The following is a 24,935-nucleotide window of genomic DNA, read 5'->3' on the forward strand; positions in this document are numbered from 1 at the left end:
ATTCATTCGTAGGGGTCTCCTCGCTCATGACGGCACCCTCCCGGTGTTCGCAGGCTTTGCCGCCTGTCGTTGTTCGATACGAACGATCCTGACGGTCTGCTGGCGATCACCACTGCCCAGGCGCAGTTCGGCCGCGCCAAAAAGGCGATCCACGATCAGGACGTTCTGGTGGATACGGGAATTGACGATCTGCGGTTCCCCATTGGAACCCAGGACGAAGATCGGGGGCATCTCGCCCTGAACAATCCCGCGCGGGAATACGATATAGATGCGGCGACCATCGTCGAAGACGGAGATCGGCCGCCATGGCGGGCTATCGCCCGTAAGGCCGTAGCGATAATTGCGCGCCGCCTCGGCCGGAATGATCGGTGCCGCCGGAACGGTCTGGCGCCGACTTGCCGGGGGTGCCGGATAGGACCAGGCAACGGACGGCATATAGAGCGATTCCCGTGCGCGCAGCTCGAGCATGTACGTGCGCCGGTCGGTCGTCACAACGAGATTGGTCGAGATGTCCGGCCGTGATGGCTTGACGAGGATGTGGACGCGGCGGTTCAAACCGCTGCCACTTTCGGTGTCCCCGATAATCCAGCGAGCGGTATCGCCCGCCGCGATCGGCCCCGCGCCGGTCAGGCTCTCTCCGGGCTCCAGCGCGATATTGGTGATCTGCCCCGGCGCGGCATAGACCTGATACAGTGCGCCTTCCGACCAGGGGTAGATCTGGATCGCGTTATAATAGCCTTCACGACGTGGCTCGACGCGCGCGGCGGCATTTGCGTTTTCAACGCGGCCTGCCGGTGTGCCTGCTGCGGTTCCACCGCGCGCGACCGTCCATGCCGGCGGTGTGTGCAATGGCCGCGGTCGGTCATCAGTGATGGCAGCCTGCACGGTCGGCAGCGCGGGAACATCGGCATCGTAGCTGAACTGGGGCGTCCGGTTGGTGGCACAGCCTGCCAGCATGCTGGCCGAGAGCAGCAAGGCCGCGAAGGCGGGTTTACGGAAATCCCGTATGCCGGAATTGCGGGGAGCCGTGTGTGTCATTGGCTCATCTCCCGCGACCACGAGATTGCATTGACGTAGATGCCGAGCGGGTTGACGCGCAGACGCGTCGCATCGCGCGGCGTCTGGAGCACGATGGTCAGGATCGCCGTCCAGCGTTCGGTCGTGGAAAGCTGCCCGTTCTCGTAATGACGCTCGGTCCAGGCGACGCGGAAACTGTCGTTCGAGGCCCGGATGACGCTGGAGACCTCGATTGCGACCGCCACGCGACCGACCTTGGTGAACGGGTCATTGGCGCGGGCGTAGTCGTTGAGCGCGGCGGCACCCCGGTCCGTAGTGAACTCATAGGCGCGCAGCCAGTTCTGACGCACGATGATGGCGTCGGCCGGGATCGAGCGCGTCTGCTCGATGAAGCGGCCCAGATGGAAGGCGATCTGCGGATCTGTCGGACGATAATCGGCCGTCGCTGCGGCAACGGTCTGTGCCTGGCCAAGATTGTCCACCTGCACCACCCAGGGCACGACCGTCCCGCGTGCCGATTGCCAGACAAGCGCGGAGGCGAAGCCCGCCGAGAGGATCAAGGAGCCAAAGGCCATGAGCCGCCAGTTCTTCGCCTGCACGCGGGCCGAGCCGATGCGCTCGTCCCAGACTTGCGCGGCCTTCTGATAAGGCGTCTCGGGTTCCGGCGATTTGCCGTAATGGGTCGATGGACGTCTGAAGATGTTCATGAGCGGTCGCTTTCGGAAATGTTGACGGAAGAGCCGCCCCCGTGGCTATCGCCGGAACGGACGGCATGAGCGGCCATGGTCGTGCCGTGATTGAGGGCCTGCTTGCGCTGCATCGACTGCGCCCAAGCTGGAGGCCCGCCCGCCGGAGCGGCAGGCGCTGCGGAAACCGCTGAATTCGCGCCGCCAATGGTTCCCTGCGTGGACGATCCTCCGGTAACGCCGAGCCCTGCCCGCGCACCATCGGAGAAGCTGCCTTTGACGCTTTCCGCGGTTTTCGATGCGGCCCGCTTCAAAGGCGATGTCACAGCGGAACCTGCGGCGCGGGCGACGCCGCCAAGACCGGATGCAACACCGGCCGCGCCGGACTGGCCAAGCGATCCGACACTATAGGCCGCGCTCGCAGCACCGGCGGCGGCGGCACCGCCACGGACGGCAGCTGCTCCACCCGAGAGCGCCGCAGCTCCCCCCCTCGCGGCCATGCCAGCGGCTGCGCCGCCGGCAAGCATCATGCCGCCAGCGGCAAGGCCGGTTCCGACGGCAGCGCCTGCACCAAGCTGCGGGCCGCCGGAAACGAGACCGGATGCGATGCCGGGACCGAAAATGCCGAGGCCGAGAAGAGAAAGTGCGGCCAGTACGATCGCCATCGCGTCGTCGATGGTCGGTGTTGCGCCGCCAAAACCTGCCGTGAACTGCGAAAACAGCGTCGAGCCGATGCCGATGATGACGGCAAGCACCAAAACCTTGATGCCGGAGGAAACGACGTTGCCGAGCACGCGTTCGGCCATGAAGGCGGTCTTGCCGAAAAGGCCGAAGGGGATGAGGACGAAGCCCGCAAGCGTTGTCAGCTTGAACTCGATCAGGGTGACGAAGAGCTGCACGGCGAGGATGAAGAAGGCCAGCAGCACCAGCGCCCAGGCGAACATCAGGCAGGCGATCTGGATGAAGTTCTCGAAGAAGGACCAGTAGCCCATCATGTCCGAAATCGATTCGAGCAGCGGGCGACCGGCATCGAGGCCGGTCTGCGCCACTTTGCCGGGCCGCAGCAAATCGGCGGCGGAAAAGCCGGTCCCCGATCCCTTCAGGCCGAGACCTGCGAAGCTGTCGAAGATAATCTGCGCGAGATTGTTCCAGTTGCCGATCAGATAGGCGAAGACACCGACAAAGAGCGTCTTCTTGACCAGCCGAGCGATAATGTCGTCATCAGCGCCCCAGGACCAGAAGAGTGCCGCCAGCGTCACGTCGATGACGATCAGGGTGGTGGCGATGAAGGCAACTTCACCGCCGAGCAGGCCGAAGCCGCTGTCGATATAGCTGGTGAATACGCCCAGGAAATTGTCGATGACGCCAGTGCCGCCCATGGCTCATTGTCCCCCGTTCTGATGCGGGACGGCGGGCACCGGCGTCCGGCCGAGGAACCTGTCGCGGTTCTCGGCCCAGGTGGCGAGGCAACCGGGATCGTTCACGGCGGCCTCGCCCAACTGCTGGCAGCGGCGCAGGCTCTGGCGCAGCGGATCGGCAGAGGGCTGAAGCGATGGAGCCGGACGGTTCTGCGCCGGTTCATCCTCGCGAGTCATTTCGATCACCGTCGCAGTGATGGCGATGGCCACGAATATGATCGCGCCCAGCCGGGCCAGCAGCTTGCCGTCCATGCCGCGCCCCTCCTGTCCGGTCAGTTGTTGCCGTTGCCAAACATCCGGGCATTGCCGGGCTGGTAGCCCGATCCCGGTGTCAGAAAGCGTTCCCGCTGGATGCGGCCCTGTTCGGCGGCCGTGGCGCGTTCCGCTTCGATCAGCGCTTCAGACCTGCCATTGGCCGACATCAGCGCGATCAGGTCGGAAAGCTGCTGTGACTGGAGCGCGAGAAGCTGATTGCCAGCTTGCGTGGCCTGCAACGCGCCTGTGGCGTTCTGGCTCTGACCGACCAGGGCGGACATCTCGGCGCGGTTGGTGTCGATATTGCCAACGACACCGGCCTGCACGCGCATGGCATCCTGCAAGCCACCAACCGTATTCTGCCAGCGGGACCGCGCATCGGCGACGAGTTGGGCATCGGTCGCCGACAGCGAAACATTGCCGTATTTCTGCTGGAACATCTGATCGACGTTCTGGACGTCGAAGGCGATGTTCTGCGCCTGGCTCAGAAGCTGCTGCGTGCGTTGCACATTCTGCTGCAAAGTCTGGAGTGACGAATATGGCAGACTTGCCAAATTCTTGGCCTGATTGATGAGCATCTGCGCTTCGTTCTGAAGCGAGGTGATCTGGTGATTGATCTGCTCCAGCGTGCGCGCCGCGGTCAGCAGGTTCTGCGCATAGTTGGTTGGATCATAGACAATACGGCCAAAACCGAAGGCCTGAGCCGGGCTGGTCAGCATGGGCGACATCGCGACAGGCATGGCGAGCGCGACCGCCAGCGCGGAAGCACCAGCGATACGGCGAACGGGAATACGGGTCATGGCAGGATCTCCTCTTCTTGCGGGCCGTCAGGCTGGGAATGATCTGGTGCGGCCGGAACGGTGGGTTCGGTCGGCGCTGTGAGATTTGTAAGGTTCGGGATCAGTTCGGCGGCCCAATCGACGCCGCGATGGCGTAGCCAGGCGGCAAGGAAACCGTCCCGCCCATGTTCAGCGATGAGTTCGGCGATGCGGGTCTGATCGGATTTGGCGGATGCTGCGCAGAGCGCGAGGCCAACTTCGCTGAGACCCAGCTCGAACAGCCGATTGCCGCGCCGAGACTGGCAGTAGTAGTCCCGCTTGGGCGTGGCCCGTGCAAGGATCTCGATCTGCCGGTCGTTGAGGCCGAAGCGCCGATAGATGGCCGTGATCTGCGGCTCGATGGCCCGTTCGTTCGGCAACAACAGCCGTGTCGGGCAGCTTTCGATGATAGCAGGGGCAATATTGCTGCCGTCGATGTCGGAGAGCGACTGCGTGGCGAAAATGACGGAAGCGTTCTTCTTTCTGAGCGTCTTCAGCCATTCGCGGAGCTGGCCGGCGAAACCTTCGTCGTCCAGCGCCAGCCAGCCTTCATCGATAATGAGCAGTGTTGGGCGCCCGTCGAGCCGATCGCCGATACGGTGAAACAGATAGGCCAGCACCGCAGGCGCAGCGCCAGTGCCGACCAGCCCCTCGATCTCGAAGGCTTGCACATCGGCGGATCCCAGATGCTCGAACTCGGCATCAAGCAACCGGCCATAAGCTCCGCCGATGCAATAAGGCCGCAGCGCCTGTTTGAGATCGTTAGATTGCAGCAGGACCGCAAGGCCGGTGATGGTACGCTCGCCCAGTGGCGCGGAAGCGAGCGAGGTCAGCGCTGTCCAGATATGCTCCTTCACCTCTGGCGTGAGCACAATGCCCTCGCGCATCAGGATCGCGGCGATCCAGTCGGCGGCCCAGGACCGCTCATAGGCGTCATCGATCCGCGCCAGCGGTTGCAGAGAGACAGTAACGTCCGATCCTTCCGTCAGCCCACCCCCCAGATCATGCCAATCCCCGCCCATGGCGAGGGAGGCGGCCCGGATCGAGCCGCCGAAATCGAAGGCGAAAATCTGGGAGCGTGCGTAGCGGCGAAATTGCAGCGCCATCAGCGCCAGGAGCACGGATTTGCCCGCGCCGGTCGGGCCGACGACGAGCGTATGGCCGACATCGCCGATATGAAGGGAAAGCCGGAACGGTGTCGAACCCTCGGTCTTGCCGTAAAGCAAGGGGGGCGCTCCAAGGTGATCATTCCGTTCCGGCCCCGCCCACACGGCCGATAGCGGGATCATGTGGGCGAGATTGAGCGTCGAGACCGGTGGCTGCCGGACATTGGCATAGGCATGTCCAGGCAAGGAGCCGAGCCAGGCATCAACCGCATTGACGGTTTCCGGCATGGCCGTGAAATCGCGGCCCTGGATGATCTTCTCGACCAGCCGTAGCTTCTCATCGGCAATGCGTGGATCGGCATCCCAGACGGTGACGGTGGCCGTAACATAGGCCATGCCCGCCATATCCGCCCCGAGTTCTTGCAGGGCCATGTCGGCATCGAGCGCCTTGTTCGACGCATCGGTGTCGACCAGCGCGGATTGCTCGTTGGTCATCACCTCCTTCAGGATCGCGGCGATGGATTTGCGCTTGGCGAACCATTGGCGACGGATCTTGGTCAGCAGCTTCGTGGCGTCCGTCTTGTCCAGCAGGATCGCGCGGGTGGACCAGCGGTAGGGAAAGGCCAGCCGGTTCATCTCGTCGAGCAGGCCCGGCGTCGTCGCGGTTGGGAATCCGATAATGGTCAGGATCCGCAGATGCTGATCGCCAAGGCGCGGCTCCAGCCCACCGGTCAGTGGCTGATCGGCCAGCAGCGCGTCGAGGTGCATCGGCACCTCGGGCACACGCACGCGATGGCGGTTGGCGGAAATCGTCGAGTGAAGATAGGTCAGCGTGGCGGCGTCATCGATCCAGTGACATTCGGGCATGAAGCCGTCGAGCAAAGCCAGCACGCGGTCGGTCCGGTCGATGAAGCCGCGCATCACCTGCCATGGATTGACGCCGGATTGCTCGCGGCCCTCATAGAGCCATGTCTCGGCACGGGCGGCATCCTCGGCAGGCGGCAGCCAGAGGAAGGTCAGGAAATAGCCAGATGTGAAATGCGTGCTGGCCTCCTCAAAGGCGGCCCTGCGTTCGGCATCGACCAGCGCGGAAGCCGCATCAGGAAATTGACTATCAGGGTAGATCGCGGCCTCGGAACGCTGCGCCTCGACGAAGATCGACCAGCCAGAGCCGAGACGGCGAACGGCATTGTTAATGCGACCGGCAACCGCGACCAGTTCAGCGGCGACGGCGGAATCGAGGTCCGGTCCCCGAAATTTGGCGGTGCGCTGAAAACTGCCGTCCTTGTTCAGCACGACACCGGAACCGACCAGTGCAGCCCAGGGTAGGAAATCCGCGAGCTGTGTGGCGGAGCGTCGATACTCGGTGAGGTTCATCATGGCCACGCCCTCAGACCGACAGATGACCGGGGATACGCAGATGCCTGCGCCCGACCTCGACAAACAGTGGATCGCGTTTCGCCGCCCAGACTGCGAGGAAATGACCGACTGCCCAGATGGCAAGACCGACCAGCCAGAGACGCAGGCCGAGGCCCACGGCTCCGGCCAGCGTGCCATTGACGATGGCGATAGAGCGCGGCGCGCCGCCGAGCAGGATATGTTCGGTCAGCGCCCGGTGGACCGGGACGGAAAATCCCGGCACCGCGTCGAGTTGCTCAAAGCCGCCCGCCATCAGACGAGCGCCCCGCCGCCAAACGAGAAAAACGACAGGAAGAAGCTCGACGCCGCGAAGGCGATGGACAGGCCGAATACGATCTGGATCAGCTTGCGAAAGCCGCCGCCCGTATCGCCAAAGGCCAGTGCAAGGCCGGTAGAGATAATGACGATAACGGCGATGATCTTGGCGACCGGCCCCTCGATAGACTGAAGGATGCTCTGGAGCGGTGCTTCCCAGGGCATGGACGAGCCGGAGGCGTGCGCCGCCGGCGCCAGCATCAGGCTGATGGAAACAGCGGTGGCCGCGGTTGCGATGATACGGCAGCCGCGCGAAATCATGCGGATCATGAGGGATCTCCTTTCGAGGTGGTCGCGGGGGTGATGGCGTAGTCGCCGTCCGGCCCAAGCCCATCGACGCGGGCGAGTTCGACCAGGCGGCGGGACGAACCGCGCCCGGCGAGGACGGCAACGAGGTCGATTGTTTCGGCGATCAGGGAACGCGGGACCGTGATAACGGCTTCCTGGATGAGCTGTTCGAGGCGGCGCAGCGCGCCAATGCCGGAACCGGCATGGATAGTGCCAATGCCGCCCGGGTGTCCGGTCCCCCAGGCTTTGAGCAGATCGAGGGCTTCTGCGCCGCGCACCTCACCGACCGGAATGCGGTCTGGGCGCAGGCGCAGAGATGAGCGGACGAGATCGGATAAGGTGGCCACGCCATCCTTGGTCCGCATGGCGACAAGGTTCGGCGCAGCGCATTGCAGCTCGCGCGTGTCCTCGATGATGACGACGCGATCCGTGGTCTTCGCGACCTCGGCCAGCAGCGCATTGGTCAGCGTGGTCTTGCCGGTCGAGGTGCCGCCCGCGACAAGGATATTGGCCCGCGTGGCGACGTTCAAGCGCAGCACTTCGGCCTGAAGACTGGTCATGATTCCGGCTGTCACATAGTCGTCGAGCGTGAAAACGGCGACGGCAGGCTTGCGGATGGCAAAGGTTGGAGCAGCGACCACCGGCGGCAACAGCCCTTCGAACCGTTCGCCGGTCTCGGGCAGTTCGGCCGAAACACGTGGGCTACGGGTATGAACCTCGACCCCGACATGATGAGCGACCAGCCGGACAATCCGCTCGCCATCGGCGGCGGACAATCTCTCCCCCGTATCGGCCAGGCCTTCAGAGAGCCGGTCCACCCAGATGCGGCCATCCGGGTTCAGCATCACCTCGACCACGCCGGGATCTTCCAGAAACCGGGCAATGGACGCACCGAGCGCGGTGCGCAGCATCCGCGCGCCGCGGGCAGTCGTCTCGGGTTTCTGATGCGATGCGGTCATGGCGGCCCCGTTCATGACGGGGCGCGCGAAAGACAGACCCCGGATCGGGGTCGATTAAAAGAACCTGATTTGGGGCTGTTTCAACAGGTGTTTACGCGCGTGCGGGCATCGGCGGCGGGAGGCGGCGAATCGGAGGGCCCATTTCAACTGATAGAATCATGCCTACTTTCTTGCGCCGGACGATTAGCGCTAGCATGAGCGCCATCGACGGCCACGCTTTTCGCCAGATTATCATACTCGCGTTGGTCATCGTACGACCGAGCATTCGTCACACCGGAACAGCGACTTTTAGATACCTTGATCGGGCCATGAGCCAACCTGGGCCGGTGGCCGCTACAGTCGGGCCCAGGTCATCGTCGAAGACGACGTGATCGGGATCGAGCGGGGAGAACGCTGAGGCGGAGCGCTGGCCGTCGCTGCACCAGCTGCCACGGGTGCTGGCTCAAGCGGTGAATCTGGTGCTCATTTCATCCGATACGATGACAACGTCTTTCGTTAATTCGATTTTCTACTTACGATAACTGCGGGGCCGACAGGGGGATTTGTGCTGAACTATGGACGTCATTAATCTTCAGGCAGGTATCGAGAAGGCGCTGGACGCGATCCTCGCGGACAGACTGGCACTTTTGTGCGGTGCCGGTCTGTCGATGGCCGCTCCCAGCTCGGTTCCAAGCGCAGCGGTATTGGCGTGGAAGGCGAAGCAGAAATACGGCGCGACTCATGGCGCGGCGCGACCGCCACTGGCTGACTCCATCGACGATCAGGCAGAGTTCTTCTTTCAGCGGGGCGAGTTGGCCGATGTCTATCTGAAAACCTACATCGATCATGATGCGTTTGCCGGTGTTCCGAACGATGGCCACTTCGCAGCCGCCGATCTTCTCCTCACCGGTGGCATCGGCACGGCCGTCTCAACTAACGTAGACACCCTGATCGAAGCGGCGGGCAATCTGCTGTTCGGCCATGTCGGCGCAGGCGTGAGCCGCGATAAGGTCGCCGCGCTGCCGGCAAACAGGTCGCCGTTGCTCAAGATCCATGGCTGCTGGAGCGATCCTGTCGGCACCGTCTGGGCAGCAGGTCAGGTCGCCGCCGAACCAATTCATACCCGTCTGGCGGAGGGTGCCGCGTGGTTGACCCAACGCCTGCTCGACCGCGACCTCGTGATCGTTGGCTATTGGACCGACTGGGATTATCTCAATCAGGTGCTGGAACAGGCTCTGGCAGCGGTCAGCCCGAGCCGGATCATCGTCATCGATCCCTGTGACACGGCCGCGTTCGAAACAAAGGCGAAAGCGCTGTTCGATCTCGGTCAGAGAGCGACGAGCGGGTTTTACCACGTCCGGGAATCGGGCGCGGTCTTCCTCAACCAGCTACGAGTCGAGTTCTCAAGGTCGATGTTACGGCGAATCCTGCATTCGGGTGTGGCCAACTTCGAGGCGCAAGCTGGGGCGGCACCGGACGCAGCTTGGCTCGAACCTTCGTCGACGGATGCCCAGACGCTCTGGCGCATCCGACGCGATCTTGAAGGGGCGATGCCTAATGAACCCGCAAAGGGGCACCAGCCTGTCGAGGAGCCACTTCTGGGAATGACACTCCTCCAGTTGCAAGCAGCAGGCGCCGCTGCCGAGGATATTTGCTGGAATCTCGGCGGCAGTCGAATCCGTGTGTTACGATCGGTGAATCGGGCTCTCCACGAAGTCGAGGCGGCTTATGCGCGCGAAATCGCCCCGGTAGTTGCCCCCGAATATGTCATTGCCGTAGGCGCCGAGGCGCTACTCCTGCCAGCAAGCATCGCGCGGGGCGGCGGAACCGGATCCATCGTGCGTGGTTCGCCGACGAAATGGCGTTCCAGACCCGACGCTGTTGCGGAGTTAGGATTGTGAGCGTGTTGCAGATCGTGTCGCAGCAATTGAGCGAGGCCAATTATTCGGTCGCCGCACTTGAGGAGCCCTCGGTCAAATACCTGGCGTTCGAGGGCGATACAGTGCTTGGCTTCGTCCTGGCGTTTCCGGACACACGCAGTTTGATTGAGAATTGGCGGTCGCACAGCCAGCAGGTCTTGAAGGCCGCGCAATTCGGGCTGCGGCGTGCGGAAGCCAAGTCCTGGAATGCCTATCTTATCCTGCTAGCCGCAGAGCCAGCGGGTTATGGTGCTAGCGTGACGCTGAGCGCGATCGAAGAAGACCTGACGGGTACCCGGAAGATTGCACGTGCCGGGATCGGTAACGAGGACGACGCGCGCGGCGCATTGCTGCCGCTGCTTGCCATTCAGAATGCTCCCCAACTCGATGCCGTGGACATGGCAGCGGAAATCCGCCTGCGCACCACCGAGCTGCCGACCGATCTCGTCGAGGCGTTTGTCGGCGGTGCGCCAGATGCGGCGATCCTCCAAATGTTGGAGACCGGTCAATGAGGCTCAGTTACGTGCATCTTTACGGTTTCCGGGGCTACCGCGAACCCGTTCGTCTCGAATTTGCCGATAGCTTCACAATCATCGATGGTCGTAACGGTGTCGGCAAGAGCACTATATTCGACGCTGTGGAATTCGCGCTGACAGGCACGATCAGTAAATATCTCGACGCGAAAGCGGATGGTGAATCCGTCGCCGACTATATCTGGTGGGCCGGTCCCGAGGCGCAGGACCGGGACCTCTCCCACCATTTTGTGGAGGTCGGATTCTCCGACGGGAACGCGCAATTCGCGATCCGCCGTACCCCGCTCGATCCGAAGGACTTCGATGTCCGCGCCAAGGCCGAGCACTTGTTTCAGCCCGACGCGGCGCCGCGCGAAGCGATCGCTCAATTGTGCAATTCGACGATCATCCGGGACGAGCACATTGCGCGATTAACAGGCTGCGGAAAAAGGCGCTTGCCTTGATGTGGCATTGCTGATTCCAGGATCCCGTCGAGGGATGTTGAAGGGATCGGGATGCGCGGCGGTGATGAACGGAGCGAGGGGCTGTTCTCGTACGTGAGTTGCGAGGCTCGGGTGCCGGCGAACCATGCTCTTCGCGCGATCCGGGCGATTGTCGATGAAGCGCTCGAAGTGCTGTCCGCGGACTTCGACGGCCTGTATTCTCGTATCGGGAGGCCGTCGATCCCACCCGAGAAACTTCTTCGGGCCTTGCTCCTGCAGGCCTTCTATTCGATCCGCTCGGAACGCCAGTTGATGGAGCAGATGGACTACAACCTGCTCTTTCGCTGGTTCGTCGGCCTGGCGATGGATGCGCCGATCTGGGATGTCACGGTCTTCACCAAGAACCGCGAGAGGCTGCTGTCCGGGGACGTTGCCGCCAAGCTCCTGTCGGCCATCATCAACCAGCCACGCGTGCAAGCTCTTCTTTCGGACGATCATTTCTCGGTGGACGGCACGTTGATCGAAGCGTGGGCAAGCGCGAAAAGCTTCAGACCCAAGGATGAAGGCGGCCCCGGAGATGACGATGACGCCGGGTTGGCTTCCAGCCGCAGCGAGCAGGCAGCAGCGCCGACCGACCGTAATGCCGAACGCGATTTTCGCGGCGAGAAGCGCAGCAATGCAACCCATGCATCGACCACAGATCCTGATGCCCGACTATTCAAGAAGGCGCGCGGCCAGGCAGCGAAGCTGTGCCACATGGGCCATGTCCTGATGGAGAACCGCAACGGCCTCGTCGTCGATGCGATCCTCACCCACGCCACCGGCACCGCCGAACGCGAGGCCGCGCTGACCATGTTGGGCCGCATGGAAGGACGCCACCGGATTACACTGGGCGCGGACAAGAACTACGACACCGCCGCCTTCGTCGCGGCGCTGCGCGAGATGGAGGTCACCCCGCACGTAGCCCAGAACAACACCAACCGGCGCTCCGCCATCGACAGGCGCACGACACGCCATCCCGGCTACGGCCTCTCCCAGAAAATCCGCAAGCGGATCGAGGAGGTGTTCGGATGGACGAAGACCTGCGGCACCATGCGAAAGACCCGCCATCGAGGCCAGGACCGCGTCGGATGGTCCTTTACGCTCACCGCTGCCGCCTACAACCTCATCAGACTGCCAAAACTTCTGGCCGCGGCCTAATCGTGTCGCTCACGTCACCACGACCGCGCCAACGTGGCCGGTATCTCCGAATTTCACCCTGAAACGAGCGACAGACCAGTCCCCCTCCTTCGAACGCAGATCGACGGTGACCACTGCGGCGCCTTTTTCCGCAGCCTGCTAAAGCATTGTAGAGGCGGTATTACACAAGTGCGTCTTTGGTCAGGTTAAATATTCGTCACAGGATTGTTTTTTTGAGAATTACGGCATGAAGAACCCGCCGTTGACGTCCAGCACCGTCCCGGTGACGAAGGCGGCACGCTCGGAGATCAGGTATTCGACCCCGGCTACGATGTCGTATGTCTCGCCCAGGCGGCCGACGGGAATATCGTCGGTATAGGTATTCTTGTTGCCGAATCCCTCGCTTTGCGGGGTGACGATGCGGCCCGGCGCGATGCAGTTGGCGGTGATGCCGTGGGCGCCGACCTGCCCGGCGAGTACGCGGGTAAAGCCGATTACGCCCGCCTTGGTCGCGCCGTAGTGTGCCCCCGACAGGCGCGAGCGCATCCGCCCTCCCTGCGAGGAGAAGTTGACGATGCGGCCCCATCCGCGCGGCTTCATGACCGGCAGCACGGCCCGGCACATCAGGAACGTACCAGTGAGGTTGACGGCGATCACGCGGTGCCACTCATCGATGTCCGTCTCCTCGACCGGCAATGAGCGCCCGCCATGGCTGGGGCTGATCCCCGCATTGTTGATAAGCACGTCGACATGACCCCACTCGGCGACGATGCGGCCCACGCAGTCCTCGACACTGGCCGGATCGGCCACGTCGCAGCGCAGGGCGAGGCTGCCGGGCAGGGCATCGGCAACGGCATCAAGGCCCTTGACGTCGAGCAGCGCCAGCCGGTGCCCCGTTTGCGCCAGCCTCTCGGCGACGGCGCGGCCTATGCCCTGCGCGGCGCCGGTGACGATGGCGACCTTGCCTTCATTCATGGCATTCTCTCCCGAGTAATGCGGGCCGGACCCGCATGATTGTGGCCGCAAGGGCTTGCGCCGGGCGCGGCAAGATGGTCATGATCGGCACGAATTCTTGCGGTCGGGACAGGAGGGGAGCCCCATGCACGACGCCATCCGGTCCGATAATGGCCTGCCCGATACTGATGAAACGCCCGGCGCGCCCGAGCGCGGCCGCCGTCGCCACGTCACCTCGGCGGCAACGCGGATCAAGATCATCGAGGCTGCCGAAAAGCTCTTCGCCGATCGCGGGATCGACGGCGTCGCGCTGCGGGAGATCGCGGCGGCGGCAGGGCAGGGCAACAATACCGCCGTCCAGTACCACTTTGGTACCAAGGAAGCGCTGGTCTACGCGATCTTCGACTATCGCACCGACATGTTCGAGCCACTGCGCGCCGTCATGCTCGACCGCGCCGAGGAAGCGGGGCTGCTCGGTGATGCGCGCACGCTGCTGGAGATCATGTGCCTGCCGCACCTGACCATCAGCGACGAGAACGGGCGGCATCCGTACTCCGCGTTCCTCGCCCAGTACCTCACCCGCACCCGTGCGGAAGGCATCCCGCACCCTTACGACGATCCCGAGGTCCCCGTGCCCGCGCTGCGCCGGGTGCGCCGGCTGATCGTCGAGCGCGTGAACTACGTGCCGCCGGTGGCGCTGCGTTTGCGCGTGGGGCTGTGCAAGCTGATGTTCCTCAACATGCTGATGCGGCGGGACAGCGGCTTTCCGCACTTCGATCAGGGCATCACTCTCGATGCGCTGGTGGACGATACCATGGTGCAGATGACCGTCGCGCTGACCGCGCCTTACAACCATCGTCATGCGCCGCTGTTCGCCGACATGATCAAGGCCAACTGACCTTCACGTTCGTCCGTTGAGCCCGCCTCCTCATGTCCGTCATTGCTTCGCTGCGCTCGCAATGACGATGAAGGGTGACGTGCTGCCAAAGAGGTTTGAAGCCATCCCGTCTTACGCCGCCTCGTCCAGCATGCGGCGATACGTGGGGAGGGCGCGGGCGATGAACACCGTCGATGCCGCCGCTGCGACGGCGCAGGTTATGGCGAGGGAGTCGCCAACGCGGCCCTCGTCGCCGAAGACATGGTCGGTGATGAGCGCGACGAACGTAGGTGCCAGCGCCAGCCCCGCCACGCTGACGACGAAGACGTAGATGGACGAGGCGATGCCGCGCATCCGGTTGGGCGTCACCAGCTGCAGCGCGGAGGACGAAAGCGCCTGCGGCAAGCTGTAGAGCACGCTCGCCGCCGTTGCGATGGCGAAGGCGGTCCAGTAATCGGTGGCGGCCATGAGCGCGAGGCTGAGCGGCACCATCGCGACCGAGGCGCCCAGCGCGACCAGAAGCAGGTTGTCGCGCCGTCCCATGCGCTCCACCGCGCGGGCCACCCAGGGGCTGACCAGCACGCTGAGCGATCCGGTGATGAGCACGGCGATGCCGTACTCGACCCCGACTTGCGCGGCGGAGACCCCGAACTTGCGGATCAGCACCGTCGGCATCCACGCCGGGAAAGCGTAGAGCGGGATGATGAACAGCGGCATGCCGAGGTAGAAATTGCCGTAGAACCCGCGCCAGCGCCGGAACGTCGCCCGGACTTCGGCCGGGGACATCGTCTGGACCTCGGCGCTCGCCGTACTGGCGCGGCGGGCTGGCTCCCTAACGAAGACCAGCAGCAGCGCGATCAGGATGCCGGGCAGTCCGGCCGAGAAGAAGACCAGCTGCCACGGCTTCATCGCGCCAAGCAGCGGCACCGCAGACAAGTCCCAGCCTTCCGCGCCCTGCAGCAGCAATCCGCCGAAGATCAGCGCAAGCCCTCCGCCGAGGTACGGCCCCATCATGTAGACGCTGAACGCGCGCGGGATCAGGCGCGGCGGGAAGGCGTCGGCGATGATCGACCATGCGGCCGGGGTCAGGCAGGCTTCCGCCCCGCCGACGCCGAAGCGGGCGAGGAACAGCTGCCAGTAGCTGCGCGCAAGCCCACAGGCGCTGGTGCCGATACTCCACAAGGCGATGCCGAACATCAGCACGCCCTTGCGACTGCCGACGTCGGCGATGCGGCCGAACACCGGGCTCATGACGACGTAGGCCGATGTGAACGCAAGGCCCTGCAGCAGGCTGAGGCGGGTATCGTCGAGCCCGAACTCGGCCTTGATCGGGCCGACCAGCAGGTTGAGCACCTGCCGGTCGATGAAACTGGCGGTGTAGGCCAGGGTGAGCACGAAGATCAGATACCAGCCCGCCCGCGATCCCCCCTGCGGTTCGGGGGCGGCCTCCGGGTAATCGGCGCCGGCTTCGCGGATGGGCGTCACGACCGTCACTTCGCGAGGCCGGCCGGGTCGATCTTGCGTTCCGGCGTGAAGCCGCGCAGCAGTTCGAATTTCTGCACTTTGGTGGCGCTCATCGGCCAGCTTTCGACGAACCGGACGTAGCGCGGGATCTTGTAGCTGGCGATCCGGCCTGCGCAGTGGCGCGCGACGTCCTCCTCGTCCAGCGTCTCGCCGGGATTGAGTTCGATGAAGGCGGCGGCGACTTCCATCAAACGCTCGTCCGGCACGCCGACGACCTGCGCCATGCGGATCGCCGGGTGCGTGGCGAGGAAGCTCTCGAGTTCCACGGCCGCCACGTTCTCGCCGCCGATCTTGAGCATGTCCTTGAGGCGTCCTTCGTAGACCACGCGCCCCATCGCGCCGATGCGGCCAAGGTCGCCGGTATGGAGCCAGCCCCCGGCGTCGACGGCGGCGGCGGTGGCCTCGGCATCGTCGAAGTAGCCCGCGAAGACGCCGAAGCCGCGCATGCGGATCTCTCCGGGCTCGCCGTCGGGGACGATCCGGTCGTCCGCGCCGAAGATCGCCAGTTCCATGCCTTCGCAGATCGGGCCGGAGGTTTCGAACAGGACGTCGTCGGGGTCGTCGATCTCGCTGTAGCAGGGGACGCCGGTGCCTTCGGTCAGGCCGTAGCTGTTGACGTACTTCGCGCCCGGAAACAGCGTTCCGTAGCGGCGCATCAGATCGACCGGGCCGACCACGTGGTTGATCCGCAGGTCGGACTGGTCGTAGCGGCCGAACTGCGGATGCGTCACCAGCGCCGAGATGATCGTCGGGAAGCCCGCGTACTGCACGGTCGGGCGGCGCGCGATCAGCAGGTCCATCGCCTCGTCGGCGGAGAAGTGCCCCATGCCGATGAAGCAGGCACCCGTCGCCCGGCAGCCGGCCATCGGCAGGATCGTCGACATGTGGAACAGCGGCAGCGGGTCCCAGACGCGGTCCCGCTCGGTCAGGCGGAAACGTCCGGCCATCGCGGCGCCTATCCGGCTGAGCGACCCGTGCGTCAGCATGCAGGCCTTGGGGCGCGAGGTGGTGCCCGAACTGAAGATGATGAGGCCCACGTCGTCAGGCTCGACCGCCGCCGCCCGCTCCATCACGGCGTCGGCGCCGACGCCCTTGGCGGCGGCTTCCAGCATGGCGAGGCCGGGCCAGTTGCCGGGGCGCTCGTCACCCAGTTCGATCACGCCGCGCAGCGCCGGTGCGGCTGCGACGGACAGTTCGCCCCCGCTCCATCCGGCCAGCTCGGGAAAGACCTCCCCCAGCATCGGCCGGTAGTCGCAGTGCCGCCAGGCATGGCCGCCCACGAACAGCAGGCTGATCTGCGACTTGGGGATGACGTAGGCGAGGTCGTCCGCCCGATACCGCGCATTGAGCAGTACCGCGCAGCCGCCCACCATCTCGATCGCATAGTACAGGACCACGTAGTCCCAGCAGTTGGGCGCCAGCACCCCGACGTGGTCCCCCGGCTGCACCCCCAGCCCGACCAGCGACCGCGCCCGCTCGACGACTTGCGTGAAGAGTTCGGCATAAGTCGCCTCCCGCCCGTCGTAGACGAGCGCGGGACGGTCGGCGAACCGGTGGGCGGCACGGGCAAGCGTGCCGCCGACCGTCAGCGCCTGCAGCGCCGAAGAACCGTGAAGATCGAGAAGGTCGGGTTGGGGCAAGACTGTCTCCGTGAGTATGATCGGCCGCCGCTCAGGGCATGCGCCAGGTCAGCTGCAGCGCGATCGTGCGCGGCATGGCGCCGAACCCGGCCTGGTCGGCGATGCGACTGGTGTTGGTTCCGGTGCCGCTGCCCGAGCCCGCCGCATCGGTGACGCCGGTGACGACGAAGCGGTTGGTGAGGTTCTTTCCGAGCAGCGCCAGTTCCCACCGCTCATCGGCGGTGCGGATGTGGATCTGCGCGTCGAGGTTGATGTACGAACCCTGCCGCGACAGCGGCGAGCCGAAAGCCGAGGTCAGGTAGCTGGAGCTGTAGCGGCTATCCACCCCGAACCCGGCGGTCAGGCCGTCGCTTACGTCCATGTCGTACTTGACCCCCAACGTTGCGGTCCAGCGCGGCGCGGCGAACGTCGGCACCCCGTCGAGGTTTTGCCCCGGCGTGCCGGGCCGCGCAGGCGTGGTCGGCGTCGCTGCGACAGGCGGCACCAGCAGCCCCGGCGTGCAGCCATCAGCCAGCGACTGACCACCATAACACGGCGCGATGCCGTCTCCGTAGTCCGCCTTGCTGTAGTTGAGCGAGCCGTTCAGCTGGAACCCGGCAAGACCATGGGGGGCATAGTCGAACTCGATTTCCGCACCGCGCGTGCGCGCCGATCCGGCATTGATCGAATTGTAGCTGAGCGCCGCCGAGTCCAGATAGGTAACCTGAAGGTCGGTGTACTTGAAGGTATAGAGGCTGACGTTGAAACGCAGCTGCCGGTCGAACAGCATCGTCTTGACGCCCGCCTCGAAGCCCTTGCCCTTCTCGGGATCAAACGTGAAGAAGTCCGGCGCGGTCAGCGGCGTCAGGATCGAGCTGTTGGAAAAGCCGCCCGACTTGTAGGCCGTCTTGTAGGCGCCGTAGACGTTGATATCGGGCGTCACCTTCCACGCGACCGTCGCTTCGGGCGACCAGTTGGTGAACGTCTGGTCCGCCGCCAGTCGCCGCGTCACGTCGTAGTTCACGCCTGCGAAGCGCGGGTTGGCGTAAGGCTGGAAGAACGTGCTGTCCTTGGTCTCGTGAATGTAGCGCACGCCCCCGGTCACCTCGATCTCGGGGATGACCTTCCAGATCAGCTGGCCGTAGCCCGACAGCGTCTCGCCGTCGGTGGTCGATTCCTTGGCGTACTGGACGTAGCGATAGCCCTCGGGCGCGGCGCTGTTCTCGGCATTGGCGTTGATGACGACCTGATCGAAAGTGCGCTTCGTGTTCTGGTAATAGCCGCCGACGAGGAAGTTGAGCGGACCGTCGAACTGCGACAGCACGCGCAATTCCTGGCTGAACGCCTTCCACCGGCTGACTTCGCCGCCCCAGATGTTGACCGTGGGGGACGACTGGTAATCGATGTCCGCCGTCCAGTGATTGCGGTTGAAGTTGTAGTTGGTGACCGAGGTTACGGCGAGGTCGCCCAGCTGGTAGTCGATGTTGCCGGTGACGCCCCACGAACGGTAGTCGTTGAAGTTGTGATCCTTCACCAGCGCGGTCTGGTCGGCGATGTCCTTGGGCAGGTCGTTCATGCGATTGTAGAAGCCGGGGGTACAGGCGACTCCGGGCGTCGTCGTGCTGGTGCCGCCGTCGCAGGCGAAGATGTTGTAGTTCCAGGCGCCGCCGTAAGTCCTGTTCCAGCCGTAGTTGGCCTTGATCGTGGCGGTCAGATCGTCGCTAGGTTCCCAGCGCAGGGTGCCGCGCATGAGCAGGTCGCGCTCGCGCGGGCCGGCCTTGCTGGGCAGGGCGGTATGCGCGGTATTGGGGGCTACCGTGGTCGCGGTCGGCGTGTCGCGGGTATTGTAGGTGATCGGCCCGGCGCGGTTGTCGAACAGCGACCCGAAATCCTTCGATCCGCGCACGGCAAGGCGGAAGCCCGCCGTATCGCCGATCGGGCCGGAGACGAAGCCTTCGGCATAGACCTTCTGCGCGTTGAATTCGTAGCCGGTGCGCATCTGCGCGGTGAAGTGGTCGGTCGGGTTGGCGGTGGTGATCGAGATCACGCCCGCCGTCGCGTTCTTGCCGAAGAACAGCGACTGCGGACCTTTCAGGATCTCCATCGAGGCGAGGTCGAAGAAGCCTTCGTTGATGGTGCGGCCCTGGCCGTAATAGACGCCGTCGACGATGACCGCGACCGACTGCTCGACGCCGATCGAGAGCGAGTTGGAGCCGATGCCGCGCAAGGTCAGCTGTGCTCCCGAGCCCGAGACGTTGCGGCCGATCACCAGCTGCGGCGTGGCGGCGGCGATGCGTTCCAGGCTGGTGAGGTCGCGGCGGGCGATGTCCTGCGCCGAGATGACGGTGACGGCGACCGGCACGTCCTGCGCCGATTCCGCGCGGCGGCGGGCGGTGACGACGATGTCGTTGGCGCTGAACGCCGGAGCGTCGCCCTGTTGCGGCGGCGCGGCGTCCTGTGCGAACGCGGTGCCTGCGCCGCAAGTGACGGACAGGAGTGCGGTGCCCGCGAGCAGGGCTGCACGACACGACCAATGGTTCGTTGCTTCGATCATTTCAGGTTCCCCTCGACCATGCTTGTTTTTGCATTTGTGCTTGGTTCGAGCCGCGCTTATATCGTTGAATTTGGTGCGGCGGACTTAACTTATCTCGCTTTAAAATTAAGGCAACTGCCTTTTTAAATGGGACGCATTTTGCGGGCTTAGGGGGTGGTTGCGGGGGCTTTCGGCCGCCTGAAGGTGTGTTTCGGTGCTGTTAGGGTGCGCTTGGGTGCCGTTGAGTGCCGCTGGGCGGAACCACTTCCGAAACCGTTCTGCACCGCTCCGGACGGCTTCGCTACGCACGCAAAGGCGAGGTGGTTTTTCCGGTCGGAGCGAGCGTCAGAACTACGAGCGGCGCGCCCATTCGCGGGCATCGTCGCTTGCCACCCACCGCACCGCGTTGCCGACCAGTTGGCGGTAGTGCGGGTTCTCGTAAGTTCGCGCGTCGTCGCCGGGCTGGATGTAGACGAGCGGCGAATTACCCGCCGGTTTCGCCCAGGCCAGCAGCGGATTGAGCGGACCGGGCCGCCAGGGCGCACCTTCGCCGTCGCCAAGCCGCTGGACGGCACGGCGGGCCGAATGGAACCGCTCGGGCGCCACTTCGCCGTCGAGGTAGAGCAGGGGGTGGATCGCCGGATCGTCGAAGACCTGCTGGAGATACAGTTCGTCGACAAGGTCGATCCGCTCGGGCAGTCCCGTCGTGACCGGATGCCCCGGATCTGCGATTTTCGCGGTGTAGGCCAGATCGCCGAGGTAACCGGAATCGGCGCGCTCGACGCCATCGATCACGGCATCGCGATAGAGGAACTGCCCGCCGATCGCCTCGGCATAACGGGGCCACGCAGGCCATCCGGCAATGGCGTGGTGGAGCATGACCATACCCTTGCCTTCGGTCATAAGTTCCTCGAAACCCTGCGTAAAATTCTCGGGAGGCGCGATGAATCCGGGGCGCTCTGCCGCCGGAGCGCGAAAGTCCAGCCCCGGCATGTCGTAGAACAGGACCGCGTCGTAGCGCCGCATCTGCTCGGGGTTGAGCAGCACAGCGGCGGCGGGTTGGTCCACGAAAGTCGGCTCGCAGCCGATGGCGCGCAGCATCGCCTCCAGCCCATCGCGCGAGAAGGCGTGGCCCTTGACGACGACGAACAGTTCGATGCGATCTGCCTTGCGGGTCATCGGCGCGCCCGGAATCGGATCGGCAGTTCGCGCAAGGGCAGGGTCAGGAAGTTTGCCCGGTGGATCGGCTCGGTCAGCGGGAGAGCCAGCGCTATGTCGTCGAGCCGGTCGAGGATTGCAGTCACGCCGATGGCGATTTCCTGCCGTGCCAGTACCGCCCCCACGCAGAAATGCACGCCCGCGCCGAAAGCGAGGTGGGTTCCGGCGTTGCCGCGCTCCATGTCGAACATGTGCGGGCAGGCGAACTTGGCGGCGTCGCGGTTGGCGGCGCCGTAGCGCACGATCACCACCGAGTCCTTCGGGATCAGTGTGCCGCTCAGTTCCACGTCGCGGGTGGTGCGGCGGCGCAGGCCCTGCGTGGGGCTTTCGAAGCGGATGACTTCCTCGACGAAGTTCTTGATCCGCTTGGGATCTTCTCGCAGTTTCGCCATCTGCCCGGGGTGGTTGAGCAGTTGCATCATGGCATGGCCGATGGCGGTCATCGTCGACTCGAAACCGCCGCCGATGAGCTGGCTCATCACGCTCTGCAGTTCCGCCATCGACAGCGGTTCCTCGGTATCCGCATGGGCGGTGGCGAGCGCAGAAATCCAGTCTCTCGTGGGGTTTGCACGCCGTTCCTCAAACAGTTTGGCAAGATGGTGCTGCGCCTCCAGTTCGACATCGGCGTTGCGCAGCAGTTCCTCCTCGCTCATCACGTAGGACGCAGGGGCGAGCATGGCATCGGCCCATTTCTTGAAGGTCGCCACCTGGTCGGACGGCAGGCCCATCTCCTCCGCCAGGATCGTGCCGGGCAGCAGCATCGCGTATTCGCTGATGAATTCACACTCGCCGCGCGCTGCAAACGTGTCGATCAGGCGGTGGGCAACCTCCTCGATGTGCGGCGTCATCTCTCGCACGCGCCCGACGGTAAACACCCGGTCCACAAGCTTGCGATAGCGCCCGTGATCCGGCGCATCGGTGCGCTGCAGCGTGGAGATATGCGGCCACCCCCGCGCTTCCATATAGGCGCGCAGCTTCTCCGCATTCTCCGGCCCCTGCAGCGAGGCGCGATCGACCTTGTTGGAGAACGTCACCGGGTCCGTCAGCACCGCCCGCAGATCGGCATAGCGCGAGACGATGTAAAATCCCGTCTCCGGCATCCGATAGATCCCCGGCGCCTCCTGCATCGCTGCGTACATCGCAAACGGATCGCTCTGCGTCATCGGATCGAGCAGGCTGAACCCCTCCAGCCCCTCCGTCACCACGGCATCGACCATCAGAATCTCTCCCATTTTGTCGTTTGCGAGAGATTAGCTCATATGCCTTAAAAATAAAGTCGAAAGCGTGAGCGCTAGAGACGGTCGAAAACGGAACCCATGCGGGGACTGAAAAGACGCTCGTAAGTCTTGAGCAAATGCGTGTCGGTCATCGCTGCAACATGGTCGCAAACGACGCGCAGGTCGCCACCGGCAGCGTCCAGCCGGGAAAGCGCCTCGCGCGGCAAAAGCCGAGCCGGGTCGGCCGCGAGCGCCTCGAAAACGGCGACCACCATCGCCTGCCCCTTGAACTCAAGCTGCTGTACCTCAGGGCTGGTGATTACCTCTTTGACCACGAAGCCTTGCAATGCGTCGAGGAATTCGCGGCGCTGCCCCTTGAGCGCGACGCGCCAGCGCAGCAGTGGCTCGCGAAAGCCCTTGACCTCGACATAGTGCGCGCCGGTCAGGAAATGGTGGACGAGGCGGCTGATGTAGCGCTTGCGCGTGTTGGCATCGCCGAACAGGTCGTCGACCATCCGCGAGAAAACGTCGTTCTCGCTTTCGCCGGGGTACTTCTCCTTCAGTGCATCAAGGAAAGAGGCGCACTTGCCGTCGATCGCGGCGGCGAAGGCATCCTTGCTCACGAGCCCGATCGAGATCGCGTCCTCAAGGTCGTGGACGCCGTAGGCGATGTCGTCCGCCACGTCCATGATCGTGCAGTCCAGCGACTTGTGGAGCGTTCGGGCGTGCTTTCTTTCCGGGCGTTCCAGCGCCTGGAACCGGTCGCGATCGGAGGCGGAGACGGATGCGAGGATCCAGTCGACGACGTCCTGCTCGCTGTCGAAATGACACTTGGGCGGCTTGCACGAACGCGCGTCGAGCACCCGGATCGTCGAGGTTCCGGCATGGAGCGACGGCACGAGCGCGGGATTGCGGGCGACCGACCACGCGACCGGATACTTGAGCACCCCCCAGCATCGTCCGACGGCACAAGTTGGCTCCGGCGCTGGCCGAGAAGGATTCGAGCCGCGCGAGAATGCGCAGCGTCTGCCCGTTGCCCTCGAACCCTCCCGCGTCGCGCATGCAGTAGTTGAGCGCCACTTCGCCGCCATGGCCGAACGGGGGGTGTCCGAAGTCGTGCGTGCAGCCGATCGCGTGGATGAGGCTCCGGTCGGGCAAAAGTGCCGTGGCGGTGTGATCGGGGAAAGACTTGGCCAGCTGCCGGGCAAGCCCTCCGGCGATCTGCGCGACTTCGAGCGAGTGGGTCAGCCGGGTGCGATAGAAATCGCTGTCGCCGAGGTTGAGGATCTGGGTCTTGCCCTGAAGGCGCCGGAAGGATGCGGAGTGAATGACCCGCGCATAATCGATGTCGCCATCCTCGCGGGCGTCCTCGGCCTGCGGGTTCCAGTTTTCGCGTCGGGCGTGCCAGCTCATGCGACTGGCTATTCCAGTTGGAGCCGGGCTCGGCAAGGGCCGGGCCTTCGATGGGACGGGATAATCAGTCCGTCACGAAGCGGCTATTGGCATATACCGGGTCGCCGCTGCCCCATTCGCCGATGGGGCGCAGGTCGGCATGCATTCCTTCGTCGCGGATTTCGTTCGAGGGCCGGGAATCGTTCCAGTCGGTGACGACCTGCCGACGCAGGATGCGCCACTCTCCCTCGCGGCGTTCGAGGCGATCGAGATAGCGCCCGGCCATCACGAACATCTCGTTGCCCTGATTCAGCCCGCTGCCGGCCAGCTGCCCAAAGTAGCGGCTCCCGAGCAGGGCCTCGACCATCCCGGCCCGAACCCGGCAGGCGGAATAGAGGTAGCTTTCCGCGACAGCGAAATCGCCGGAGACCTCTATGTCGATGTTGAGCAGGCAATGCGTGCCCATGGCGAAGTATTGCGTGATCTCGCCGATGATGAAGGGCACGAATTCGCTGGCTCGGCCCACATAGATGCCGTGGATGTCTTCGCCGTCGGGCCAGTACACGGTTTCCATGAGGGCAAGGTCGGCGCGGTCGAGGGCGCGGCAGTAGCGCGTCAGCACGGCTTCCACGTCGCGCACCGCGATCAGTTCGGCAAGGCGCTGGCGGGCGCGGAGGGCGGGGCTCACGGCCGGTTGGCCCAGACCGGGTCGCCGGGACCGCGCTCGCCGAGCGGGCGCAGGGTGGCGAACATGCCCTGATCGAGAATTTCGTTCGAGGGGTGGTTGTCGTTCCAATCCATCACGACCTTGCGATGGAGAATGCGCCATTCTCCCCCACGCCGCTCGAACTGGTCGAGGTAGCGGCCGCCGAAGTAGAAGGTGTGGTGCGCCGGATCGAGGCCTTGCCCCGCGAACATGCCTATGTAGCGCGAACCGAAGATCTCCTCCGCCTTGCTCTCGCGGACCTTGTGATAGGCGAAGAGGTAGGTTTCGGTCGCGGCGCGGTCGCCTGCGATTTCCATGTGCACGTTCATGAGGCCGTGCATGGTGACCTCGAACCATTCCTGTATTTCCCGGATGATGAAGTCCGCGAAATCGGCCGCGTTGCCGTCGAAGACGCCGTGGCTGTCGGTGCCGTCGGGCCAGTAGACGCTGCGCATGAGGTCTACGTCGCAGCGGTCGAGAGCGCGGGAGTAACGGGTGAGAACGGCATAAATGTCGCGGCGGGCGACGAGATCCTCGACCTCGGCATCGGTCACCATGGGCCTCTCCTCTTGCTGGTCAGCA

Annotated in this window: 23 protein-coding genes and 1 pseudogene; 5 read left to right on the plus strand and 19 right to left on the minus strand. The window is 64.4% G+C overall.

Features of this window, described 5'->3' with window-relative positions; translation table 11 throughout:
• Positions 1-24 precede the first annotated feature (24 nt).
• Genes trbG through trbB form a run of 9 tightly spaced genes read right to left on the minus strand, consistent with a single transcriptional unit; the run spans position 25 to position 8,281 of the window.
• The gene (gene trbG / locus ACODRZ_RS06840) at positions 25-1,038 is read right to left on the minus strand and encodes a P-type conjugative transfer protein TrbG (protein ID WP_488972945.1); all 1,014 of its coding nucleotides are present in this window, start codon (positions 1,036-1,038) and stop codon (positions 25-27) included.
• On the minus strand, positions 1,035-1,718 hold the full coding sequence (gene trbF / locus ACODRZ_RS06845; protein WP_488972946.1) for a conjugal transfer protein TrbF: 684 nt from the start codon (positions 1,716-1,718) through the stop codon (positions 1,035-1,037). Before trbF ends, trbG begins: the two co-directional genes overlap by 4 nt.
• A 2-nt stretch (positions 1,719-1,720) precedes the next feature.
• Positions 1,721-3,082, minus strand: coding sequence for a P-type conjugative transfer protein TrbL (gene trbL, locus ACODRZ_RS06850; RefSeq protein WP_488972938.1), 1,362 nt, complete (start codon positions 3,080-3,082; stop codon positions 1,721-1,723).
• Positions 3,083-3,085: 3 nt separating this feature from the next.
• Positions 3,086-3,373 carry a putative entry exclusion protein TrbK-alt gene (gene trbK-alt, locus ACODRZ_RS06855; protein ID WP_488972939.1) on the minus strand — a complete coding sequence of 96 codons (288 nt, stop codon included), beginning with the start codon at positions 3,371-3,373 and terminating at the stop codon, positions 3,086-3,088.
• A 20-nt stretch (positions 3,374-3,393) separates the two neighbouring features.
• Complete coding sequence (gene trbJ / locus ACODRZ_RS06860; protein ID WP_488972940.1) at positions 3,394-4,176, minus strand: P-type conjugative transfer protein TrbJ; 783 nt, start codon at positions 4,174-4,176, stop codon at positions 3,394-3,396.
• Positions 4,173-6,680, minus strand: a complete 2,508-nt coding sequence (trbE, locus tag ACODRZ_RS06865) for a conjugal transfer protein TrbE (protein WP_488972947.1) — start codon at positions 6,678-6,680, stop codon at positions 4,173-4,175. Before trbE ends, trbJ begins: the two co-directional genes overlap by 4 nt.
• A 10-nt stretch (positions 6,681-6,690) precedes the next feature.
• Positions 6,691-6,972, minus strand: a complete 282-nt coding sequence (locus tag ACODRZ_RS06870; protein ID WP_255330010.1) for a VirB3 family type IV secretion system protein — start codon at positions 6,970-6,972, stop codon at positions 6,691-6,693.
• A complete protein-coding gene (locus ACODRZ_RS06875; RefSeq protein WP_488972941.1) occupies positions 6,972-7,304 on the minus strand; it encodes a TrbC/VirB2 family type IV secretion system protein in 333 nt (110 codons plus the stop codon). Before ACODRZ_RS06875 ends, ACODRZ_RS06870 begins: the two co-directional genes overlap by 1 nt.
• Positions 7,301-8,281 carry a P-type conjugative transfer ATPase TrbB gene (gene trbB / locus ACODRZ_RS06880; RefSeq protein WP_488972942.1) on the minus strand — a complete coding sequence of 327 codons (981 nt, stop codon included), beginning with the start codon at positions 8,279-8,281 and terminating at the stop codon, positions 7,301-7,303. Before trbB ends, ACODRZ_RS06875 begins: the two co-directional genes overlap by 4 nt.
• A gap of 554 nt (positions 8,282-8,835) precedes the next feature.
• On the opposite strand from trbB, the gene ACODRZ_RS06885 reads away from it, so the two are divergent.
• From ACODRZ_RS06885 to ACODRZ_RS06900, 4 genes are read left to right on the plus strand one after another with little or no spacing between them, the layout of a single operon-like run.
• A complete protein-coding gene (locus tag ACODRZ_RS06885) occupies positions 8,836-10,161 on the plus strand; it encodes an SIR2 family protein (RefSeq protein ID WP_488986185.1) in 1,326 nt (441 codons plus the stop codon).
• A 2-nt stretch (positions 10,162-10,163) separates the two neighbouring features.
• The gene (locus ACODRZ_RS06890; protein WP_488986186.1) at positions 10,164-10,691 is read left to right on the plus strand and encodes a hypothetical protein; all 528 of its coding nucleotides are present in this window, start codon (positions 10,164-10,166) and stop codon (positions 10,689-10,691) included.
• The gene (locus tag ACODRZ_RS06895; RefSeq protein ID WP_488986187.1) at positions 10,688-11,155 is read left to right on the plus strand and encodes an AAA family ATPase; all 468 of its coding nucleotides are present in this window, start codon (positions 10,688-10,690) and stop codon (positions 11,153-11,155) included. The genes ACODRZ_RS06890 and ACODRZ_RS06895 overlap by 4 nt, the downstream gene beginning before the upstream one ends.
• A 51-nt stretch (positions 11,156-11,206) precedes the next feature.
• Positions 11,207-12,334: an IS5 family transposase gene (locus ACODRZ_RS06900; protein ID WP_103098074.1), complete on the plus strand. Its 1,128-nt coding sequence runs from the start codon at positions 11,207-11,209 to the stop codon at positions 12,332-12,334.
• Positions 12,335-12,553: 219 nt separating this feature from the next.
• Here ACODRZ_RS06900 and ACODRZ_RS06905 read toward each other — a convergent pair whose 3' ends face one another.
• Positions 12,554-13,288: an SDR family NAD(P)-dependent oxidoreductase gene (locus ACODRZ_RS06905; RefSeq protein WP_488969222.1), complete on the minus strand. Its 735-nt coding sequence runs from the start codon at positions 13,286-13,288 to the stop codon at positions 12,554-12,556.
• Positions 13,289-13,412: 124 nt separating this feature from the next.
• Between ACODRZ_RS06905 and ACODRZ_RS06910 the strand changes: the two genes are divergently transcribed.
• Positions 13,413-14,165, plus strand: coding sequence for a TetR/AcrR family transcriptional regulator (locus ACODRZ_RS06910; RefSeq protein WP_488969221.1), 753 nt, complete (start codon positions 13,413-13,415; stop codon positions 14,163-14,165).
• Between the two features lie 111 nt (positions 14,166-14,276).
• Here the strand turns inward: ACODRZ_RS06910 and ACODRZ_RS06915 are convergent, their stop codons facing one another.
• From ACODRZ_RS06915 to ACODRZ_RS06955, 9 genes and pseudogenes are all read right to left on the minus strand, one after another.
• A complete protein-coding gene (locus tag ACODRZ_RS06915; protein WP_488969220.1) occupies positions 14,277-15,629 on the minus strand; it encodes a spinster family MFS transporter in 1,353 nt (450 codons plus the stop codon).
• 5 nt (positions 15,630-15,634) lie between these two features.
• Positions 15,635-17,308, minus strand: coding sequence for an AMP-binding protein (locus ACODRZ_RS06920; protein ID WP_488986188.1), 1,674 nt, complete (start codon positions 17,306-17,308; stop codon positions 15,635-15,637).
• A gap of 31 nt (positions 17,309-17,339) precedes the next feature.
• Positions 17,340-19,841, minus strand: coding sequence for a TonB-dependent receptor (locus ACODRZ_RS06925; RefSeq protein ID WP_488969218.1), 2,502 nt, complete (start codon positions 19,839-19,841; stop codon positions 17,340-17,342).
• A gap of 330 nt (positions 19,842-20,171) precedes the next feature.
• Complete coding sequence (locus ACODRZ_RS06930; RefSeq protein WP_488969217.1) at positions 20,172-20,999, minus strand: ThuA domain-containing protein; 828 nt, start codon at positions 20,997-20,999, stop codon at positions 20,172-20,174.
• Complete coding sequence (locus ACODRZ_RS06935) at positions 20,996-22,270, minus strand: cytochrome P450 (RefSeq protein ID WP_488986189.1); 1,275 nt, start codon at positions 22,268-22,270, stop codon at positions 20,996-20,998. Before ACODRZ_RS06935 ends, ACODRZ_RS06930 begins: the two co-directional genes overlap by 4 nt.
• A gap of 59 nt (positions 22,271-22,329) precedes the next feature.
• On the minus strand, positions 22,330-23,202 hold the full coding sequence (locus ACODRZ_RS06940) for a dGTPase (RefSeq protein WP_488969215.1): 873 nt from the start codon (positions 23,200-23,202) through the stop codon (positions 22,330-22,332).
• Between the two features lie 61 nt (positions 23,203-23,263).
• Positions 23,264-23,668, minus strand: a pseudogene (gene dgt, locus ACODRZ_RS06945) (dGTP triphosphohydrolase); the annotation flags it as partial.
• A 64-nt stretch (positions 23,669-23,732) separates the two neighbouring features.
• Entirely contained in the window at positions 23,733-24,335 is a 603-nt protein-coding gene (locus ACODRZ_RS06950; RefSeq protein ID WP_488969214.1) for a nuclear transport factor 2 family protein, read from the minus strand.
• Positions 24,332-24,910, minus strand: a complete 579-nt coding sequence (locus tag ACODRZ_RS06955) for a nuclear transport factor 2 family protein (protein ID WP_488969213.1) — start codon at positions 24,908-24,910, stop codon at positions 24,332-24,334. Before ACODRZ_RS06955 ends, ACODRZ_RS06950 begins: the two co-directional genes overlap by 4 nt.
• Positions 24,911-24,935: the final 25 nt, after the last annotated feature.

It is taken from the genome of Novosphingobium sp. FG90, from assembly GCF_057808725.1.

What these genes read in the sequence shown, in the direction of transcription:
- trbG (WP_488972945.1), bottom strand. Translation starts at nt 1,038, where the DNA reads ATGACACACACGGCTCCCCGCAATTCCGGCATACGGGATTTCCGTAAA.
- trbL (WP_488972938.1), bottom strand. Translation starts at nt 3,082, where the DNA reads ATGGGCGGCACTGGCGTCATCGACAATTTCCTGGGCGTATTCACCAGC.
- trbK-alt (WP_488972939.1), bottom strand. Translation starts at nt 3,373, where the DNA reads ATGGACGGCAAGCTGCTGGCCCGGCTGGGCGCGATCATATTCGTGGCC.
- trbJ (WP_488972940.1), bottom strand. Translation starts at nt 4,176, where the DNA reads ATGACCCGTATTCCCGTTCGCCGTATCGCTGGTGCTTCCGCGCTGGCG.
- trbE (WP_488972947.1), bottom strand. Translation starts at nt 6,680, where the DNA reads ATGATGAACCTCACCGAGTATCGACGCTCCGCCACACAGCTCGCGGAT.
- ACODRZ_RS06870 (WP_255330010.1), bottom strand. Translation starts at nt 6,972, where the DNA reads ATGGCGGGCGGCTTTGAGCAACTCGACGCGGTGCCGGGATTTTCCGTC.
- ACODRZ_RS06875 (WP_488972941.1), bottom strand. Translation starts at nt 7,304, where the DNA reads ATGATCCGCATGATTTCGCGCGGCTGCCGTATCATCGCAACCGCGGCC.
- trbB (WP_488972942.1), bottom strand. Translation starts at nt 8,281, where the DNA reads ATGACCGCATCGCATCAGAAACCCGAGACGACTGCCCGCGGCGCGCGG.
- ACODRZ_RS06885 (WP_488986185.1), top strand. Translation starts at nt 8,836, where the DNA reads ATGGACGTCATTAATCTTCAGGCAGGTATCGAGAAGGCGCTGGACGCG.
- ACODRZ_RS06895 (WP_488986187.1), top strand. Translation starts at nt 10,688, where the DNA reads ATGAGGCTCAGTTACGTGCATCTTTACGGTTTCCGGGGCTACCGCGAA.
- ACODRZ_RS06900 (WP_103098074.1), top strand. Translation starts at nt 11,207, where the DNA reads ATGCGCGGCGGTGATGAACGGAGCGAGGGGCTGTTCTCGTACGTGAGT.
- ACODRZ_RS06905 (WP_488969222.1), bottom strand. Translation starts at nt 13,288, where the DNA reads ATGAATGAAGGCAAGGTCGCCATCGTCACCGGCGCCGCGCAGGGCATA.
- ACODRZ_RS06910 (WP_488969221.1), top strand. Translation starts at nt 13,413, where the DNA reads ATGCACGACGCCATCCGGTCCGATAATGGCCTGCCCGATACTGATGAA.
- ACODRZ_RS06925 (WP_488969218.1), bottom strand. Translation starts at nt 19,841, where the DNA reads ATGATCGAAGCAACGAACCATTGGTCGTGTCGTGCAGCCCTGCTCGCG.
- ACODRZ_RS06930 (WP_488969217.1), bottom strand. Translation starts at nt 20,999, where the DNA reads ATGACCCGCAAGGCAGATCGCATCGAACTGTTCGTCGTCGTCAAGGGC.
- ACODRZ_RS06935 (WP_488986189.1), bottom strand. Translation starts at nt 22,270, where the DNA reads ATGGGAGAGATTCTGATGGTCGATGCCGTGGTGACGGAGGGGCTGGAG.
- ACODRZ_RS06955 (WP_488969213.1), bottom strand. Translation starts at nt 24,910, where the DNA reads ATGGTGACCGATGCCGAGGTCGAGGATCTCGTCGCCCGCCGCGACATT.